Source organism: Paenibacillus tengchongensis, from assembly GCF_008973665.1.
Classification (GTDB): Bacteria; Bacillota; Bacilli; order Paenibacillales; family Paenibacillaceae; genus Paenibacillus_AQ; species Paenibacillus_AQ tengchongensis.
Genome location: NZ_WACP01000013.1, coordinates 163,143 through 182,075 on the forward strand (window position 1 = coordinate 163,143; position 18,933 = coordinate 182,075).

Here is an 18,933-nt window from a genome sequence, read left to right on the forward strand (position 1 = left end):
AAGCTGAGTGAAGCAGGGGGTGCAAGGGTGATTCTGAACAAAATCAAACCGGGCAGATGGATGAGGCGGCTTCTCTATGCCGGACTTGGCATTTTGCTGTTTGGCGCCGGATGGATATTGTTTTCTCAGGAGGAGGATAGGGAGCCGGAGTATGTTAGCGTACCTGCGGATGAGATGGTGACGATCCCCTGGAACTTCGGATGGACACCGGCCATCAGCGTCACTCCAGGCATCCCGTTTGAGCTGCAGGGCCATGATGAAACGCTGTATGAAGTAGCGGGAGATTCCCGCTACTTATGCGTGGAGGAAGGAGAACGGTTCGGCAGCTTAAGCAAAGCGGACAATGTCCGGCAAGCGGGTGAGCGGTTCTACTGGAGCTTCATCTGCGGCAATTCGGTGAAGCAGCTCAATGAAGTGGGGACCTCATGGATCAGCATCGTCAGGAAGGAGGAAGGGGCAGCCACCGGCTTGGTTCTGGTCCGCATCTCGCCCCCGCCGGACACGCCGGAGAACAAAGACAAGGGGCCTATTTTCACGGCAGAGATTATTGCAAGCTTGGCTTTTCCCCGGCAGGGCGGGACCTACCAGCCTGTCTCGAGGAAGGCTTTGAAGGCTATTGAAGCGGAGTATAAGGAACGGTTTCCGTAAGGCCAACCCCATCTTCACTTAAAAAAAGCTCAAGCCGGGCTTCCCATGCCGGCCTTGAGCTTATTTTCTTCTATAGAGCTTTTCCCAGTCGTTGATACACCCCCTCCCTCTGAAAATTTATGCTTCTGTCGTAATACTTTCGCCATGTTCGTTCCGGGTAAATTCAGCGATGATAGAACCTGTAAGTCACATCCGTAAGGATGAGCAAGATGATAATGCCAAGCGGCGTTCATCATACACCGGTTCTTATCCGGGCGGTCGTAACGAGGCGGAGATCTCAGGAAGATCCCGCAGTGCCGGCATGTATGTTACGGTATCCTGTACGGCCCGTTCCGGTAAGAGTCACCTAGTGGGGTTCGATTCCCCAGTCGCCTTGGGAGCGATTCTGGCAGAGCACTCGATTTCCATCGAGAATTGGAGCGTATTTAAGCAAAGGAAACCAATGGACAGAATCCCTGCGGCTGGTCTAGCGCACTGCGGGAAGGCTTTGCAATCCGTGGATACCGGTATGGCGGAAACCCCGGCGGGTTGAGCAAGGACGGAATAGTAAGAAGGTGGCTGAAGTTTGAGCTAATCATCGGCTTCATCCGTTCTCTCAAGACCACAGGCAGACCGCCTGTCTCAAACGTGATTCCGCCTGAACCGCAGCGGGATTCTGCCAACCATTGGTCAATCATGAAGGGGGTAGTATTATGTTTAAGCCAATCACGATTCAAGCGGACCAGCGCGGTCTGCTCTTTCATAAGGGAAGTTATGTGAAACGGCTGCTTCCCGGCACCTACCGCTACTTATCGTGGACGCAGCATACGGTAGTGGTGCTAAATATCGCCAAGCCGTTCGCCGTCGAGGGCAAAGACCTGCAGCTGTTCTTGCAGGACGAGGACCTCCTGCGGGAGCTCGATGTCGTGCGCGTACCGGATTATGAGGTTGTCTTGCACTATGAAGACGGGCAGTTCATACAGCTGCTGAAGCCGGGGGTCTATGCTTATTGGAATCTCCTGAGAAAGCATACCTTCGTACATACAGATATCCGGCAGCCGGAAATTCCCGCCGGGATTGACCGTTCGGTGGTCATGAAGCTTACTCCGTATGTACAGTGCTGCGAAATCGCGAGCCATGAGTCCGGCTTTCTGTTCTATGATCATGCCCTCCAGCGGGAGCTTGCGCCCGGCAAATATTACTTCTGGAAAGGACCTGTCTCGGTGATGGTGAGAACGGTAGATCTGCGGCAGCAGCAAATGGATCTTATCGGCCAGGAAATGATGACCGAGGATAAGGTCACGTTGCGCCTGAACTTCGTCTGCCAGTACAAGATTGTGAATCCGCAGCGTGTGCTGGAGATGAAGGCCTTTGACGAGCAGATTCACATCCAGCTCCAGCTCCTGCTGCGGGAATATGTCGGGATGCAGAAATTAGACGATCTTCTGAAACGCAAAGAGGAAGTGGCATCCTTCATCCTGTCCCATATCCAGGAGAAGGGGGAGGAGTTCGGGGTACGCTTCCTCGGTGCGGGGGTGAAGGACGTGATTTTGCCGGGGGAGATGAAGGATATCCTTAACACCGTCCTGCTTGCCGAGAAGAAGGCCCAGGCGAACCTGATCACCCGCCGGGAAGAGACGGCCTCGACGCGAAGCCTGCTCAATACGGCCAAGCTGATGGACGAGAATCAGACGCTGTTCCGGCTGAAGGAGCTGGAATTTCTGGAGAAGATCTGCGACAAAATCGGGTCCATCTCTGTAACGGGCGGCGGCGATCTGCTGGAGCGGTTAAGCTCGCTAATCGGCGAGGGGAAGGCGATGGGGAAATAAATAAACTCTACTTAAGGGCTTCAAGCCAGATGCGCAGCAAGCTGCGTCTGGTTTGAAGCTTTTTTGTTTATAGAGCGGCCTTACTGACGACAATGGCGGGGAGATAAATTAATTGATTTTTATGCAGAAAGTTGTATAATCTACTTAATTAACGTTAATTAAAAGTTGAAAAAGGGGATGGCCATGACCAGGAATAAGCTGAAGGAAGCCGCGCTGAGGCTGTTCGGGCAGAAGGGCTACGACGGGACGGCATTATCGGAGATAGCCAAGGAGGTCGGGGTGAAGACGCCAGCGATCTATGCATTTTTTGAGGGCAAGGAAGATTTGTTCATGACGGTGTTTGAGGAATCGATGAGCTCCTATACCGAGTTTATTCAAGCTCTCACGGACAGCGGCGAAGGGATGGATACGGAGAAGAAGCTGCATGAGCTGCTGATCCGCCATTATGATTTTCAGCGGAACCGGCGTGAGCTGGCCGTATTTACGTTCCGGTATCTGGTGTTCCCGCCGAGCTTCTTGGAAGAGCGGCTGCAGGAGTCGTTCGAACGCTCCGACATGCTGCTGAGCGGGATTATTAACGGCATGATGCAGGAAGGACTGGACCGCGGCGAGCTGGCCGACCTTCCGCTGGAGACGCTGACGGATGCGTTCCTCACGCTGATGGACGGGCTGGGTGTGCAGTATAACTACTATAAGACGCCGGAGCTGTTCGAGCGGAAGCTGGAGCACGGGTTCGAACTGTTCTGGAGAGCGGTCAAGGCTTAGGCAATCAACTAGAATAGACAGAAGGCAGGGGTCAGAGGATGAGCAACGAGACAAAAATACAGGATTACGAAAGAGAACCCGTCCCGCATCACCTGCGGAAATCATGGCTGTCCATGGCACTTGTCTGGATCGCGATTGGCATTGATCTGTCGGCGATGTTTCTGGGAGCGCAGCTCGGTGCAGGAATGAGCATCGGCGATTCGCTTACCGCGGTGATTGTCGGGTCCATTATCTTGGGAATGATCGGGGCCGTCTGTGCCTATGTCGGGGCCAAAACCGGCCTGTCGACGGCCATGCTGAGCCGGTTTCTGTTCGGCAATCAAGGGGCGCTGATCGTCTCCGTCATTCTGGGCATTTCCTCGCTGGGCTGGTTCGGGGTACAGGTGGGCTTCTTCGCTTCCAACTTCCAGACTGCGCTAAGCGAGCTGCTCGGCTGGCACTGGTCTCTTGGGGTATTATCCGTCATCGGCGGGCTACTGATGATGTCTACGGCCATCTGGGGCTACCGGGCGATTGAGCGGTTAAGCGTCTGGTCGGTGCCGCTGCTCGTGGTGTTTATCATCGTTGCGCTCGTTATGGCGCTGAACGGTGACGGCGGCAGTAAGGTCTGGCTGCCCTTTGAGGGTGAGGCGCTGCCGATGGGAACGGCTATTTCGCTGGTTATCGGCATCTTTGTACTCGGAACGGCGCTGTCTCCCGACATTGCGCGCTGGGCGAAGACGCCGAAGCATGCGATCTCGGCGGCGTTTATCGGCTTTTTTGTCGGCAACAGCTTTATGACGGTCATTGCCCTCTTCCTGTCCCGCGCGATGGATTCCGACGATCTGACGGGCATCTTCCTGGCGCTGGGGCTGGGCATTCCGGCCATCATCGTGCTGACGCTGGCGCAATGGACGACCAACACGAACAATCTGTATTCTGCAGGGCTGGGCTTCTCCGTCGTATTCAAGCGGGTGCCGAAATCTGTGATTACAGTTATTGCCGGCCTGCTAGCGACGCTGCTAGCATACTTTGGCATTTATGACCGGTTTCTTACGTTCCTCACTTATATTACGATGCTGGTCGCTCCGCTGGGCGGCATTTATACAGCCGAATACCTGCTCGTGAATAAGGAGCGCTTCTCGTTCGAGGGGCTGGACAGCAACAGAAACTGGATTAGCCGCTCTATTGCGGTCTGGATCGTAGCCACCTTCTTCGGATTTATGACAACGGCAAGTCCGGACGGGCTGGGCTGGTTCCAGGTGACGCAGGTTCCGGCGCTCGACAGCTTCCTGATTGCTTTTATTTTGCAGGCATTGATTGGTAAGTGGGCCGTAAAGAAAGGATGACAGCATGAATAACACAACCAGATTAACAAGCTTGGACGAACAAGCGGTGGAATATATTGCGGTAGGAGCGGCTGTGCTGGGCACAGGCGGCGGGGGCGATCCCCATGTCGGCAAGCTGATGGCGCTGGAAGCGATCCGTAAGTATGGTCCGGTAGCGATCGTGCAGCTTGAGGATATGGACGACGATGGGCTGATTGTACCGGTCTCGATGATTGGAGCGCCAACGGTGATGCTGGAGAAGATTCCTTCGGCTCAGCAGCTGACGAAACCACTGGATCTGCTTGAAAAAGAGCTCGGCCGACCCGTAACGGCCGTCATGCCGATTGAGGTCGGCGGCGGCAATTCGCTGGTCCCGGTGCTTGCGGCGGCGCAGCGGGGGATTCCGCTGGTCGATGCCGATGCGATGGGGCGGGCTTTTCCCGAGTCGCAGATGGTAACCTTCCATCTGGAGGGCATTCCCTGCAGCCCGGTGACGATGGCGGACGAGCGGGGCAACACCGCACTGCTGCATACGATTGACGGCGTATGGGAGGAGCGGCTGGCCCGCGCCCTGACGGTGGAGATGGGCGGCTCTGCCTCCATTTGCGATTACCCGCTGACCGGAGCGCAGGCGAAGCGGAGCGCGATTGGCGGTACGCTGTCGCTGGCCTATGACATTGGCCGGACGCTGTTCGAAGCGAAGCAGCAGAAGCTGAATCCCGTGCAGGAGCTGCTGGCGCAGCTGGACGGCTATGCGCTGTTCCACGGCAAGGCCGTGGACATCCGCCGCCGGATGGACGGCGGGTTCACGCGCGGCGAAGCGGTGTTCGAAGGCACCGGTGCGGATAAGGGACGGTCGCTGCGGCTGTTCTTCCAGAACGAGTTCCTGCTCGCCACCGTAGAGGACGAGGCAATCGCAATTACACCGGACCTGATAACGCTCCTTGATCAGGATACAGGCATGCCGGTGACGACGGAGAACCTGAAGTACGGCGCCCGGGTAACGGTCGCGGGCTTGCGGTGCGATGCCAAATGGCGTACGGCCAAAGGGATTGAGACGGCCGGGCCGCGCTATTTCGGCTACGATCTCGACTATGTGCCGATTGAGACGCTGGCTGCGAAGGGAGGTGGAGCGGAATGAACGGTACGATGAATAATGGAGCTTCTGCCGGACTGGAGAAGGCTTACCGCATCGGCATCGATGTGGGAGGCACGAATACGGACGCTGCGCTGCTGGATTCCAGCCTGCGCTGTGTCCACAAGGTGAAGGTGCACACGACCGCCGACGTCAACGAAGGCATCGTGGAGGCGGTCCGCCGGCTGCTGCAGGAGAGCGGCGTGGACGCCGCCGATATCCGCTATGCGATGCTGGGCACGACGCATTGCACGAATGCCATCGTCGAGCGCAAGCATCTGGGCCGGGTCGGCCTGATCCGCATCGGCGCTCCGGCGACGACGGCGGTTCCGCCGCTTGCCGGCTGGGACGCCACGCTGCGTACGGCCATTGGGCCGCACAGCTATATGGCCTCCGGCGGCTATGAATATGACGGCCGGAAGATTGCCGAGCTGGATGCGGCGGAGATTGCCGGGCTGTGCCGGCGGATGGCCGGTGAAGTCGACGCGGTGGCCCTGTGCGGCGTGTTCGCCCCCGTGAACCGCGAGCAGGAGAAGCTGGCCGGAGACATCGTCCGCGAGGTGCTGGGACCGGACATGCCGGTCACGTTCTCCAGCGAGATCGGCAGCATCGGGCTGCTGGAGCGGGAGAACGCCTCCGTGCTGAACGCGGCGCTGCTGCAGGTCATTGCCGGCGTAGTGCGCGGCTTCGAGGCGGCGCTGAACGGCTTCGGCATTGATGCGCAGCTGTACATCTGCCAGAACGACGGCACGCTGATGAAGAGCGAATATGCGCTCCGCTATCCGATCCTGACCATTGCCTGCGGCCCGACGAACTCGATCCGCGGTGCGGCGCATCTGTCGGGGCTGAGCGACGCGCTGGTCGTCGATATCGGCGGCACGACGACGGATATCGGCGTGCTCGTGCAAGGCTTCCCGCGCCAGTCTTCGGCAGCGGTGGAGCTGGGCGGTATCCGCACGAACTTCCGGATGCCGGATATTCTGTCCATCGGCCTCGGCGGCGGCACGATTGTGCGGCCTGACGGCCCGGGCGGCGTGACGGTCGGCCCGGACAGCGTCGGCTACGAGCTGACGAAGCGGGGCCGCATCTTCGGCGGCGATACGCTGACGGCGACCGACGTAGCCGTCAAGCTGGGCCGCGCCGTGTGGCCGGGCACAGACAGCGCTGCGCTGGACGAGTCCGCCTGCCGCGAGGCGGATGCGGTGATGCAGCAGCTGCTGGAGGAAGCCATCGACCGGATGAAGACCAGCGCAGGCGACGTGGATGTCATTCTGGTCGGCGGCGGCAGCATCCTGGTGCCGGAGAAGCTGGCCGGTGCGGCCCGGATTATCAAGCCGGACCATTATGATGCGGCGAACGCCATCGGCGCGGCGCTGGGTGAGGTCAGCGGCGAGTCGGAGCGCATCTATTCGCTGGACGACTGGAAGTACGACGATGTCATCCACGATGCGAAGCAGAATGCCATGAACGAGGCGGCTGCCGCCGGGGCGGACCCGGAGACGGTGCAGATTGTATCCGTCGAGGACATTCCGCTTGCATACCTGCCGGGCAATGCGCTGCTGGTGAAGGTGAAGGCGGCGGGGAGGCTGTAAGGCTGGAGGCAAGAGAGTCAAGCCGGGCAGTTGACCCGCTGTGGCGAGAGCGCAAAGTGGGCATGTTCGCCGCGGCGCGCGGTAACGCGGCTGTAAGCGAAGCGGGAAGAGAGCATAAAGAAGGCGGTACAGAGATCATTCTGTACCGCCTCTTTTTGCAATGTAATGGCTCTGCTTCTCCCATATTCGGCCATACGCAATTATTTACTAGCTGATAGAAACAGGAACAATGGAATTCTCAAGCGGCGTTCGTAGGTTTCATCGGTGCTGAAGTTTTTTCGCTGAGGATTAGATTCTCTTAGATAATCGATCCTGAATCCAGCCTGCTGTAAGGCTATATAATACTGTTCAATGGAACGGTGATATTTCTGCACTGTCCCTCCCAGCCATTGCTGCTCGCGGTAGCCCTCGATAAAATAATTATCAACAATCCAGTTGGTGCGGGTCCCCGAGGTTTGGAGTGTCGAGGTAATCACAGGATGCTCTACAGAAAAGATGAAGCTGCCGCCCGGCTTTAAGGCTTGGCGGATTTTCAGCAGCAGGCTGTCTAAATCCTCGATATAATGGATGGCCAGCCGGGATATAACGAGGTCAAAGGTATTGTGGAGGGGTTGCCAGGATTCCATGGTGGTGTGAATCACGCTGGCGTTATAACCTTTTACTGCTGCGGCTGCAGCCTGAACCATATTAGCGGAGCCTTCAATGCCGCAATATTCCTCACAGCCCAAATCGAATAGATCCTTGGCGAATTTGGCATCCCCGCAGCCCAGGTCCAGAATTCTCTTACCCTGCACGGCTCCAATCAGTTCAAGGATGACGGGCTTCTCCAGCGTATCGTTTGCATTCTCCTGCCATTGCCGCCGCTCCATATATTTAGCGAAGTTGGCATCATTATCGTAGAATTCGGAACCGGTATAATCCATGTTTCCCTCCTGAAGCATTTTCCTGATTGTACCACCCTGTGCCGAATCAACAATAGAATTAAGATGGGCGGGAATCCGGATGGCTGCTGAACACCCTCCCCACCAGATTCGCACTGACCGGCTCCTTGCCGATCTCCCGGGCCCACACAGATAGCTGGCCGATGTGGTGGATCTCGTGGGCGATCAGGTGGCGCAGAACCTCACCGTAGGTATGGGGCTCCTCTTCGCCTTCATCCGTGATGTCGATCATAATCCGCTCTTCCAGGCTGTCGTTCCAGTTATAGAGGAAAGGGGCCAGTTCTGCATGGCAGCGCTCAGACAAGTCCCTGATCTGCTGCACGCTGGCCACATCCCCGAATTCGGGAATGTCGATTGCGTGCTCTTGAATGCCTCCGCAGATCCAGCCGTACTCCACAGCCACAATGTGATAGAGCGTAGGAAGAAGGTACCCGATACCGCCGGTACGTCTCTTCAGCAGCTCCTCACGGCTTACCGTCTCGCACCAGTCTAACCACTCCTTGCGGACTTGCCAGTTATACTCGAACAGCTTCAGCATACAGCAGCCTCCTTTAATTTCCAGAATGACAGGGTGTGCGTTGTAAAACTTTGTCATCGTGGTATAATGGACTCAGAAACAGCGTACAATGGCAAAAGAGAGCCGTGCTGCTAACGCGACTCTCCGCGCAGTAGCCGCTTTTAAGGGCGGAGGCTAGTAATAAGGTAGGCAATCAGAGAATAGACCGCGTCCTTTGGCTAGGGCGGTCTATTTCTTTTTGAGGTAAGTTAGCAGGGCAATAATGAACATGCCGAACATGAACATTAATGACAACGCTTGGTAAACCTCCACAGGCATCACCTGAAGGCTTTCGTAGAAAGCCACTTCGGAAGCATAAGCTTTTCTGGGAGATTAGCCGACCGCCCATATAAGCCTTTCTACTGCCCTGTGATTATACCATATTCTTCAAAAAGTTCTTACAATCTTTTGCAGTGAATAAGAACCTTCCCAAAATCCCCTTCTAGCGAACCCCTTCCCATATCGTTTATACTGGTAAAGCCAATTTTACTAGCTGGGAGTGTCTGACAAGCCATGAAGAAGAAAGAACTCGCGCACATCCGCAAGCAGTTCAAGCTGGATCATGATCTGCTGAGCATCTACGACATTCTTAATGTGTATATTATGAAAGAGAACAACGAGATTTATCACTGGGAGCGGGAGCCGTTCGGCCTTGTGGAGCGGGAGAAGCAGGAGCTGCATATGGGCAATTTCAAAAAATTGCTCAGCGGCGAGCTCGACCAGAAGCTGTTCGAGCTGAAGTTCCTGGATGACTCCGCCGAGGTGCAGGACCCTTCGCGCGTGCTGCTCCAGCAGGCGCTGGTCACCGGCGATCCGGAGGAGTGGCAGGATCTGATGCTGCTGCTGGTGGAGAAAATGCTGGTGGATGCCAGATTCGACCGGGATAAGGTGGTCACCTTCGTCCGCGGACAATACTACCGCCCGACCAAATCCCGTAACGATGAGGCGGAGGAGAGCGAGAAGGACGAAATGTTCGCCCATCCGTTCATTTTGTGCAGCTTAAATTCCACGGAAGTGCAGAAGAAGACGCTGATCTTCGATTATGTAGAGCGGGAGTTCAAGTATAACGTAATTGTCGATCCGGTGATCAAGCTCAGTACGCCGGAGCAGGGGTTCTTCTACCCGAGCGTGACGGACAATTATTCCGATGTAAACCGTATCCTGTACTGCGCGGGCAAGGTAAATGATCCGAATCCGCAGTTCATCGAGCAGGTGCTGAATGCCGAACAGACGGTAACGGCGCTGGATGAGCGGGCTTACTTTGAAGACATCGTCAAGGAAGTGGCGGGCGAGGAGCTTGATGCGTCCACTATCGCGCATGTGTACGAGAATATCCAGCAGGTCATTGAGGATAATGCAGATGCGGAAGAGCCGGCAAGGCTGGATTTCAAGGATGTGGAGCGCGTCCTGATGGCCAGCGGCCTGGAGGATGTGACGGCCGAGAAGGTGGAACGGGCCTTCGAGACGGTCATCGACGACCGGAACTATGAGATGAAGGCAAGCAGCGTCATTCCGAAATTCACCTCGAAATCGATCAAGATCGAGACGAAGGTGGCGACGATTTCGGTCAGCCCGCAGGATCTGAGATATTTGAAGCAGGTGAACCATCAGGGCAGACGCTACCTTATGATCGAGGTGGAAGAAGAGGTTATGGTAGAAGGCTTTACGCTGAGTACGGAGACGCTGTAGACCGGACATCTTGAACGGGCTGTTGCCAAGTCGTGGACTTGAAACAGCCTGTTTTTTGCTTGTTTTAGCGAAAAACAATGAAACTGTAGCTTTCAATCTCTCAATCCGAATCTATCTTTTTGAAGATATGAAAAAAACAGGGTAAAACCTTTAATTTGGTAGATAGTAATGGTAGCGCTGTCATTTTATAATCATCTCGTATATTTGCAAATATGCTGAAAGACCCAGGATGAACGAGAGGAGGCGGCAGCGGAGAAGAGAAGGAAGCCAGAAATACCGCAGGAATTAGGCCATGTTACTCCAGGAGACTCTGCAGATGTGAATTCAAGGGGATAGATGCAAGAATCCAACCCAACTCTAGGAGGTATATTCATGTTCAAAGTTAAAAAGGTACTGACCGCGCTTCTTACCGCTTCGATGGCATTTAGCATGTTTGCCGCAACGGCAGGTGCAGCGACGGACTACTGGCAGAACTGGACTGACGGCGGAGGAACTGTAAACGCTGTTAATGGTTCAGGAGGAAATTACAGTGTAAATTGGTCTAATACAGGTAATTTTGTGGTCGGCAAAGGCTGGAATGTCGGCTCGCCTTCCCGCACGATCAACTACAATGCCGGTGTGTTCGCTCCGTCCGGCAATGCCTATCTGACCCTCTACGGCTGGACCCGGAACTCGCTGATTGAGTATTACGTAGTGGACAACTGGGGTACCTATCGTCCAACCGGAACCTACAAAGGCTCCGTGACCAGTGACGGCGGCACCTACGATATTTACACCACTATGCGGTATAATGCGCCTTCCATCGATGGTACTGCCACCTTCACCCAGTACTGGAGCGTGCGTCAGTCGAAGCGGCCGACCGGCGGCAATGTCGCCATTACGTTCGCCAATCATGTGAACGCCTGGAAGAGCAAGGGCATGAACCTGGGCAGCAGCTGGTCCTATCAGGTCCTGGCTACCGAAGGCTACCAGAGCAGCGGCAGCTCCAATGTAACGGTATGGTAAGCGGTTAGCGGAGATCATGCTATGGGCCGCCCGGCTAAGCCGGGTGGCCTTACCATTGGCTACGGAGAGCGCAGGCCCAGCCTTCGCTTATCTGCTTAAAGGAGTGCGTTCCATGAGCAAAGTGACGTTAATTTTCACCATCATAGCCATAGCCCTTACCCTCGGCGCCTGTTCCCGCGAACAGACTGCCCCGCTTGAGCCCACCGGTGAGCCCGTCAAGCAGGATACACTTGTACTCGTGGAGGGCGGGAAGTTCGTAAACCCGAAAACCAATGATTATGGACAAGAGGTCCCGATTTCCGATTTCTATATCGGCCGCTATGAGGTCTCGCAGCAGGAGTGGATGGAAGTGATGGGCGGCAATCCCTCGCTCTTCAAAGGCAGTCAGCAGCCGGTGGAGATGGTGAGCTGGTATGATGCGGTAGAGTACTGCAATAAGCGGAGCATACAGGAGGGCTTCGAGCCCTTTTACCGGATAGACAAGCAGACGAAGGACCCGGCTAATCAAAGCGGCAACGATACGCTGAAATGGACGGTCACCCCGAATGAGGGGGCGAACGGTTACCGGCTGCCGACGGAGGCGGAGTGGGAATACGCCGCAAGCGGCGGTCAGTTGAGCGGGAGCTATACCTACAGCGGCAGCAATAACGCAGATGATGTGGCCTGGTACTGGCGGAATGCCGGCGACCAGTATTTGGCCGGGGACTGGCTCTGGCCGCGCATAGAGCAGAACAAGAACCAGACGCATACCATCGGCGGGAAGAAGCCGAATGAGCTCGGCCTTTACGATATGTCCGGCAATGTCCGGGAGTGGTGCTGGGACTGGTACAGCGAACCGGATGTCAGCAGCGGGACGTACCGGACCGTGAAGGGCGGCGGCTGGATCGGCGATGTCAGCAATGACGCGGTAGCCTTCCGCGGCAAGTTCGAGGCCAGCGGCTACGGGCCGGATCAGGGATTCCGGGTGGTCCGTACGAAGTAACGGAGTCGTTCAGTTATGCCAGAGGGAGCTAACTGGATTCCATGGCGGCTTTCTGCAGTCCTGAATCAGGCGTCCTCCTGAATCACCTGTACAACCGTATACGTTCATCCTCCGGCGCCGGGAATCTCCTGTGCGCTTTCTTTATGGGGTTACCCGGCGCAAAGCCTATCCGGGCCCACTGCCAGCGGTGTATAATTTAGTAAATTAGCATACTCCGACTGGGGATTTAAGCCAATGCACACGAATTACAAGGGTAGAATTGACAAGGTCATCCGCTATATAGAAGACAACAGCCACCGGAAGCTGAGCCTTGATCTGCTGGCGGGGGTCGCGGGCTTCTCCAAATATCATTTCATCCGGTTATTTACTGCTGTTGCCGGAGTGACTCCAATCGCCTATGTAAACCGGGTGCGACTGCAGAGGGCCGTATATTTGTTGACCGACAGTGAATCTACCATTCTGGAAATCTCCAGCGCATGCGGATTCGAATCGGTATCGGCTTTCCATGCGCTGTTCAGGAAGTACTATGATCAGAGCCCAAGCGAAGTGCGGTCCGCACTAAGACAAAATAGCAATTATCTGCAATATCTCAGCAATAAGCCAGACGCGCAGAACGCCCCGGAGGATTACACTAGAAACCGAAACAATTCTCTCCGGCAAAGGGCGTGGGACGCAATGATCACCATCCGGGAAATTCCGGGTTACGAAGTGGCGTATGTAAGACATGTCGGGAGTTACCTGGATACCGGCCAGGCATGGGATAAGCTGCAAGTTTGGGCAGGCAGCCAGGGACTTACGCCTCCCGGGGCTATGTTTATCGGCATCTCTCTGGATGACCCGAATGTCACAGACGAGTTCGCCTGCCGGTATGATGCCTGTGTGACTTTGCCGCCAGGAGGAGCCAGTCGAGTGGAGTCTGCAGGGCCAGTCCAATGTAAGACCCTGTCCGGTGGTTTGTATGCGGTGTATCCATACTACGGGAAGGTGGAGCAATTCGTGCTCGCCTACCAGACCGTCTTCGGCCTGTGGCTGCCGGACAGCGGGTATGAGGCTGATGACCGGCCGTGCCTCGAATTCTGTCTGCAGGACCATGCCAAGGAAGCGGACGGAAAGTGTAAGGTAGACCTGTACGTGCCGGTTAAACGGAGAGGGGTGTAATTTGGTGGAAGGAAGTGCGCAAATGGCGAATCCGATAAGTGAGGTAACCTGGATGGAGCATAGCGATAAGCTGGAAGCTTTATTAAAGCAGGAAGCGAAGATCACCACCCATTCTCTGGACCAGGGATTTGAAGCTGAAGTCATGAAGATCACGGCAGACGGGGAGAGCTATGTCCTGAAAATATGGAACCAAAGCGCAAGACCCGATATCCGGTTTCAATACCGGCTGCTGGAGGCATTGTCGGCCCGGGGGATATCCGTGTCCAGACCGCTCGGCTGGGGGCTTAATCCCGGAGGGGAGCAGGTACTGCTGACCGGCTATGACGGGGGAGCACTCCGCAGGCCGGATGAGCGGGCTATGACGGCGCTGGCGGGTATTTTATCCGAAATACATAACCTCTCCATAGAAGAGCTTGGCGAAATTCAAATCCCGACGTTCACCTTTAGGGACTACTTCTTTCCCGGAGCCGGTGAACATGCGGACATTACCCAAGCGCTGCTGCCGCTTCTTAGCAGTATTACCGTCAGACAAGAATGTCTGATTCATGGCGATTTTCATCCGGAGAATGTGCTGGAGGATCGGGGCCGGTACACGGTCATTGATTGGACAAACGGGCAGTTAGGCGATCCCAGGTATGATCTGTCGTGGTCGGTGGTGCTGCTTAGGGTGTACCTCTCGGACCGGCTGGCCGAGGAGTTCCTTCGCGCCTATCTGGCGGGAAATGAGCTGCTGCAGGAAGAACTGGAGGCGTTCGAAGCGCTCGCCTGTCTGCGGTGGTTATTGCTGATCCGAAGCAGCGGTGCGCCCCAAGGGCCGGAGGTCTTAAAGAGAGCAAGCCGGCTGATCGCCGGGAACAAGTATCTGCAAGGAATCGCATTTAAGGAGTTCAGAACCAAACATAAGAATAAGGGCAGTGACGGGATGAATCTGGAAGCCGTGTTCGGACAGTTTCCTGTCCTGGAGTCAGACGGACTCCTGTTGGCTAAGATCGAACCCCATCATCTGGATGGCGTATTTGAAATCTACAATAACGGCAAAGTGTTCGAGTGGTGCGGCATCCTCCCCAAGCATAACAAAGAGACGGTGAAGCATATGATCGGCCATTTCGAACGGGATTACAATAAGCGGTCGCGGGTTAAATGGGGGATCTTCGCCAAGGCGGAGCCCGGTCGTCTGCTGGGGATTATTGAGGCGATGGATTTTGAGGCAAAAGTAAACAAGGTGACCATCGGCTATTACCTCGCGGAAGCCTGCTGGGGGAAAGGGACCGCTACTGCGGCGGTGCAGCTTCTGCTCGAATTCCTGTTCCGGGAAATTAACGTTAACCGGGTGCAGGCCGAGGTCATGCCGCCTAATAGGGCTTCCAAGCAGGTGCTGCTGAAGAACGGCTTCCGCAAGGAAGGGCTGCTGAGACAGGCCTCGCTCTGGACTGGTAAGGGTGTTGTGGATTTGGAGATATACGGGCTGCTGCGGGAGGAGTACGGGAAATGACGTTAGAAGCAGGACGCAATATAACATGAAAAAAACACCCGTAACCCTATGCTCTGCCCTGTGCCTGACTCTGCTGGTCACCGTGCCAGCCTTCGCAGCAGTCTCTTCAAAAGCACCTACCGTCTCGGTGTCCAAAGTGGCGGCCATTGATTTAAGTCCGGCTGTGCCGGAGAGCGACGGTGCGTTTCATGACGGGCTGCTGCTGGCAGTAAAGCATGGCTTAATCACTTGTTGTACTCCAGCCGCAGAATAACCCCATTTGATATAACCCAGAAGATTAGTCTTCGTATCCTTGACCAGCTGACCTCGGTCAGCATCACGTTTAAGCCGTTCCTGAAGTCCCGCAAGTCGGCACAGGCCGTAATTACGGAGTCATTGCCGGTTCTCTTCCAGCAGGTACGTAAGGTGTCCGTCGGAGAGCTGGGCGAGGAAGATATTCGCCGTCTCCGCTACTGCTCCCGCCACCGGATCAACTTCATCTCCGGCACGATGTCGCCGGCCGACAAGAATGAGGGGACGAACGAGCTGGAGTCGCTCAGCCAAGGCAGCTCTGAACGATAAGTATGGCCCGAGTGTGTACCAGACCTATAAGTACATGGGGGACATCCGGGAGAATAGGGTTCCGCTGGCTGCACATCTGCAGGCGCATCAGACCTACAAACGGCAGCTGGAGCTCTACGCGGAAGAGGGTGAGATGGAGTTCAAACCGTTTGCGGTACTGAAAATGGTTTATGAAGACGGGAGCGAGGAAATCCCGGACACTGTGACCTCCGAGATGTACGCCTTTCTGTCGGAGGACGAGGCGGTGAAGCTGGATCTGTCCGCCCCGGATGCCCAGGAGCAAGCAGAGCGTTATTTCGCCAAGCTGACGCTGGAGAACCAGATGGAAGGCATCGTCATCAAGCCGGAGCGGTGGAACGGGGAGACAGTACCCTATATGAAGGTACGGAACCCGGATTATCTGTCCATCATCTACGGTTATGATTACAAGTTCCCGCATAAGTACAAGAAGTTGATGCAGCAAAAAAATGTGCGTCCGAAGCTGCGGACCTCGCTGAACGAGTACCGGCTGGGGCAGCAGATGCTGGCGGTTCCCTTTGCGGAGATCAGCCCCGATCACGAAGCCTACGCGGAGATTGCCGCGAATCTGCTGTTCGAGGTAGCCAAGGAAACAGACATCGATCCGCGGCTGTAAGCCGCAGTGCATGAAGAAGCCGTCTCCACAGCCTAAGGGCTGCCGGGGACGGCTAGTTTTTTGTCTGCACCAAAGTAGCAGCTATGTAATGTGGAGAAAGGGCTCCACCGTCCGGCATGGGGCGCTCAAGTTTCGCTGTGGAGGTATTAGCTTGCTTTTCGCCACTTAAATAGCCCATGGGTCCGGATCAGCGATAAGATAGTTCGATAATCGCCACTTAATCATAGTGAAACTGACACTTGGAGCGGTGTATCGTCAAATTAGGTGGAGGAAATCGAACTAGATCCGGACAATGGGACTGTACGCGGAAAATAAGTGGCGAAAATCAAACTAGCAACTTGACCGCATCAAATTGCAGCTACGAACTATCTACCTGGCGAGTAAGAGCGGAGATGGCGGCGCACACTGTCCTTAGATATGGCTTGGTCAACGCACTTTCAGCTCGCCTGCACCAGAGCAGCAGCTATTCGACCTCTAACATGCGCCAGAGACTGGCTGGGAAGAACGTAATGCAGCCGTTTCTCTACGACGACATCTCCTCGTCCACCGGCGAAGTCCCGTAACGCTCCAGCGCCTTCGTCGATGCTTCCAGCATCCGGCGCTGCAGATAATCGCCCTCGGTCACCCGGACCCGCTTGCCGAGAAAACGGATTTTGGACAGCAGATACTCCATTTCATCGCCGATCAGGCAGACCTTCATCCGGTAGAGGTCCTGCTCCTGGTCATATTCCACCTTCTTCTCAAAGCTGGAGAGGGCGTAGAGGATGCGCGACAATTCTTCGTTGTACCTCCGGACGATCTCTAGCGTCACCTCGTCTTTGCGCGCTTCGAGCGTTGCGCCGATCTTCCTGAGAATGCGCTCCGCTACCGCCGGGTTAACATATTCCGGATTAAGGGACTGGATATTGGCCAGCCTGGTGCTCATAAACACCCGGTGGCGGATGTGATACCACAGCAGGTACCACTCCCGCTTGACCAGTGAATATTCGAGCCGGTACGGCAGGCCGTACTGATCCGCATACACCCGCCCGCTCTTGATGCTATAAGTGATGCGGATGCCGCTCTTATGCATCATCAGCCGGCGCAGCGGACGGAGGAGCGGATGGTAGACCTGCTTCTCCCAGCTGCGGGCCTTCTCGATCAGGTGGCCGGAGATGTCCATGGCCTGGTCATGCTCCAGAATGATGCGGAGCTTCTCCAGCGTCTCCGGGGTGAAAGCTTCGCCTGCTGCCGGATGGGCCAGCATCGTCTTCAGCCAGGCCCGTTCATGAGAGGTGACGGTGAAGATGCCGGAGTCCTCCAGCCGGGAGATGATCTGGTGGTTAAAGATTTTCTCAAACAGATTCATAGTAGGCTTTGATCTCCTTCCATTCCTCAATCATCTCGCGGCGCAGCCGGGCCGGCTCAAGCACCTCACAGCTGGACCCAAAGCTTCGCAGCCACGGCTTGATCTCGGTAGTTCCGTTCACCACGATCTCATAAATAAACGAATGTCCGTCCTCATAGATGATTTCTCCCCACTGCCCCTGCAGCAGCACACGTTCCTTCACAAAGTTGAAATCCGAGCCCTCCGGATTGTAAAAGCGGGCGCGCACCGTGACCGGCTTGCCGGTGTCGATCAGCCAGCTGTACCGCAGCCGCTCATCCAGCTCCTGCAGCTTCTGTCTGTACCACTGTTCATCGGCCGCCTCATCCTCCTCGGTGATCTGGATGATTCCCTCGGTGCGGTATTTACGGATGCCCTCCCGGCCGTGGGCCAGCAGATACCATCTTCCGTATTGATGGTCGTAGACGATCTTGAGCGGCAGCGCCCTCTCGGCCTTGCCTTCGGGGCTGCGCTCGAACAACGGATTGGTATTCTTGGCGGCATAGCTTTTCTCCGATTTGGGGGAGAAATACTGAAACTGCACCCGGCGGCGTCCGCGGATGGCGTGCAGCAGCGTGAACAGATGAGCTTCATCCAAAATCCGTGAATGATAATGATATTTATACAGGAACGGCTCGGCCGCATATTTCGCTTCCGGGCTCCGCATGAGCTGCTTCTTCAGGCCGTCGCGCAGCAGATAGCCTTGTACGGAGGGCACCTGCGTATTCGCCATTACATCAACGAAGTCATATAAATCGATCAGCTCTTCCTCCGACAAGCTGCGCACCAGATCGTCCTGAATGCGGTACCGGTAGGGCCGGGGTCCCGGCTCCCGCCGGATAACGCCGACCTCCTCCAGATATTTCAGATCGGAGCGGATCGTCTTCTCATCGGGCAGAGCAAGCTCGGCGGGCAGGCCTGCGCAGCATAGATCCAGCAGTTCCATGGCCGTCAGCGCTTGCCCGTTCAAGGCGCCCAGCAGGAGCGAGATGCGCTGGCTTTCTGTTTCTTTGACGGATTTGGCGCGGAACAGAAACAGCAGCAGCGGGTCCGTGGAGTCATAGTAGCTGAAGCGGATGGGATCTGTCAGCTCCTTGCCCGGCTCCTGCGGCTCCTGCGGGTGCAGGGAGCCGGCCACTTCCTTCAGCCGCCGCAGCGTCTTGTCGAAGGTATGGACGGAGATGCCGAGCCGCTCGGCGAACTGCTGCCTGCTGAAAGCGCCGCTGGTTAAGACAAGCATGCGCAGAAACTGGATCTCTTTATCGAAGCTTTCCTTGGCCATTGCTGATCCTCC

The 18,933-nt window shown here is 55.9% G+C and carries 20 protein-coding genes and 1 pseudogene; 15 read left to right on the forward strand and 6 right to left on the reverse strand.

Features of this window, described 5'->3' with window-relative positions; translation table 11 throughout:
• Positions 1-27: 27 nt before the first annotated feature.
• The 6 genes from F1381_RS20970 (at position 28) to F1381_RS20995 (ending at position 7,255) form a co-directional block, all read left to right on the forward strand.
• On the forward strand, positions 28-648 hold the full coding sequence (locus F1381_RS20970; protein ID WP_246188131.1) for a hypothetical protein: 621 nt from the start codon (positions 28-30) through the stop codon (positions 646-648).
• 692 nt (positions 649-1,340) lie between these two features.
• On the forward strand, positions 1,341-2,456 hold the full coding sequence (locus F1381_RS20975) for a slipin family protein (protein WP_151736798.1): 1,116 nt from the start codon (positions 1,341-1,343) through the stop codon (positions 2,454-2,456).
• Positions 2,457-2,639: 183 nt separating this feature from the next.
• Positions 2,640-3,221, forward strand: coding sequence for a TetR/AcrR family transcriptional regulator (locus F1381_RS20980; RefSeq protein ID WP_151736799.1), 582 nt, complete (start codon positions 2,640-2,642; stop codon positions 3,219-3,221).
• Positions 3,222-3,259: 38 nt separating this feature from the next.
• Positions 3,260-4,549, forward strand: coding sequence for a cytosine permease (locus F1381_RS20985; RefSeq protein ID WP_151736800.1), 1,290 nt, complete (start codon positions 3,260-3,262; stop codon positions 4,547-4,549).
• Between the two features lie 4 nt (positions 4,550-4,553).
• Positions 4,554-5,669: an S-methyl thiohydantoin desulfurase family protein gene (locus F1381_RS20990; RefSeq protein WP_151736801.1), complete on the forward strand. Its 1,116-nt coding sequence runs from the start codon at positions 4,554-4,556 to the stop codon at positions 5,667-5,669.
• Positions 5,666-7,255: an ROK family protein gene (locus F1381_RS20995; RefSeq protein ID WP_246188132.1), complete on the forward strand. Its 1,590-nt coding sequence runs from the start codon at positions 5,666-5,668 to the stop codon at positions 7,253-7,255. The genes F1381_RS20990 and F1381_RS20995 overlap by 4 nt, the downstream gene beginning before the upstream one ends.
• 17 nt (positions 7,256-7,272) lie before the next feature.
• Here the strand turns inward: F1381_RS20995 and F1381_RS28435 are convergent, their stop codons facing one another.
• The 4 genes from F1381_RS28435 to F1381_RS29185 all read right to left on the reverse strand — a co-directional run bounded on the left by F1381_RS28435 (position 7,273) and on the right by F1381_RS29185 (position 9,031).
• Positions 7,273-7,449 carry a hypothetical protein gene (locus F1381_RS28435; protein WP_187355495.1) on the reverse strand — a complete coding sequence of 59 codons (177 nt, stop codon included), beginning with the start codon at positions 7,447-7,449 and terminating at the stop codon, positions 7,273-7,275.
• Between the two features lie 6 nt (positions 7,450-7,455).
• Positions 7,456-8,178 (reverse strand): class I SAM-dependent methyltransferase, encoded by a 723-nt coding sequence (locus F1381_RS21000; protein ID WP_151736802.1) that lies wholly within the window; start codon positions 8,176-8,178, stop codon positions 7,456-7,458.
• Between the two features lie 58 nt (positions 8,179-8,236).
• The gene (locus F1381_RS21005; protein ID WP_151736803.1) at positions 8,237-8,734 is read right to left on the reverse strand and encodes a DinB family protein; all 498 of its coding nucleotides are present in this window, start codon (positions 8,732-8,734) and stop codon (positions 8,237-8,239) included.
• A 207-nt stretch (positions 8,735-8,941) separates the two neighbouring features.
• Positions 8,942-9,031, reverse strand: coding sequence for a putative holin-like toxin (locus tag F1381_RS29185; protein ID WP_338046801.1), 90 nt, complete (start codon positions 9,029-9,031; stop codon positions 8,942-8,944).
• 234 nt (positions 9,032-9,265) lie between these two features.
• On the opposite strand from F1381_RS29185, the gene F1381_RS21010 reads away from it, so the two are divergent.
• From F1381_RS21010 to F1381_RS21040, 9 genes and pseudogenes are all read left to right on the forward strand, one after another.
• Entirely contained in the window at positions 9,266-10,441 is a 1,176-nt protein-coding gene (locus tag F1381_RS21010; RefSeq protein WP_151736804.1) for a DUF4317 domain-containing protein, read from the forward strand.
• Positions 10,442-10,813: 372 nt separating this feature from the next.
• Positions 10,814-11,446 carry a glycoside hydrolase family 11 protein gene (locus F1381_RS21015; RefSeq protein ID WP_151736805.1) on the forward strand — a complete coding sequence of 211 codons (633 nt, stop codon included), beginning with the start codon at positions 10,814-10,816 and terminating at the stop codon, positions 11,444-11,446.
• Between the two features lie 112 nt (positions 11,447-11,558).
• Positions 11,559-12,428: a formylglycine-generating enzyme family protein gene (locus F1381_RS21020; RefSeq protein ID WP_151736806.1), complete on the forward strand. Its 870-nt coding sequence runs from the start codon at positions 11,559-11,561 to the stop codon at positions 12,426-12,428.
• 234 nt (positions 12,429-12,662) lie between these two features.
• Positions 12,663-13,586, forward strand: a complete 924-nt coding sequence (locus tag F1381_RS21025) for an AraC family transcriptional regulator (RefSeq protein WP_151736807.1) — start codon at positions 12,663-12,665, stop codon at positions 13,584-13,586.
• Positions 13,587-13,638: 52 nt separating this feature from the next.
• Positions 13,639-14,295, forward strand: a pseudogene (locus F1381_RS28940) (aminoglycoside phosphotransferase family protein); the annotation flags it as partial.
• Positions 14,296-14,508: 213 nt separating this feature from the next.
• A complete protein-coding gene (locus F1381_RS28945) occupies positions 14,509-15,078 on the forward strand; it encodes a GNAT family N-acetyltransferase (RefSeq protein ID WP_246188137.1) in 570 nt (189 codons plus the stop codon).
• Between the two features lie 25 nt (positions 15,079-15,103).
• On the forward strand, positions 15,104-15,331 hold the full coding sequence (locus F1381_RS21035) for a hypothetical protein (RefSeq protein WP_151736809.1): 228 nt from the start codon (positions 15,104-15,106) through the stop codon (positions 15,329-15,331).
• The gene (locus tag F1381_RS28950) at positions 15,307-15,639 is read left to right on the forward strand and encodes a hypothetical protein (RefSeq protein WP_246188133.1); all 333 of its coding nucleotides are present in this window, start codon (positions 15,307-15,309) and stop codon (positions 15,637-15,639) included. Before F1381_RS21035 ends, F1381_RS28950 begins: the two co-directional genes overlap by 25 nt.
• Positions 15,587-16,273: a hypothetical protein gene (locus tag F1381_RS21040; RefSeq protein ID WP_246188134.1), complete on the forward strand. Its 687-nt coding sequence runs from the start codon at positions 15,587-15,589 to the stop codon at positions 16,271-16,273. The genes F1381_RS28950 and F1381_RS21040 overlap by 53 nt, the downstream gene beginning before the upstream one ends.
• A gap of 523 nt (positions 16,274-16,796) precedes the next feature.
• Here F1381_RS21040 and F1381_RS21045 read toward each other — a convergent pair.
• Together F1381_RS21045 and F1381_RS21050 are read right to left on the reverse strand one after the other, a co-directional pair.
• Positions 16,797-17,621 carry a WYL domain-containing protein gene (locus F1381_RS21045; RefSeq protein WP_151736810.1) on the reverse strand — a complete coding sequence of 275 codons (825 nt, stop codon included), beginning with the start codon at positions 17,619-17,621 and terminating at the stop codon, positions 16,797-16,799.
• Positions 17,608-18,921, reverse strand: a complete 1,314-nt coding sequence (locus F1381_RS21050) for a helix-turn-helix transcriptional regulator (RefSeq protein ID WP_151736811.1) — start codon at positions 18,919-18,921, stop codon at positions 17,608-17,610. The genes F1381_RS21045 and F1381_RS21050 overlap by 14 nt, the downstream gene beginning before the upstream one ends.
• Positions 18,922-18,933: the final 12 nt, after the last annotated feature.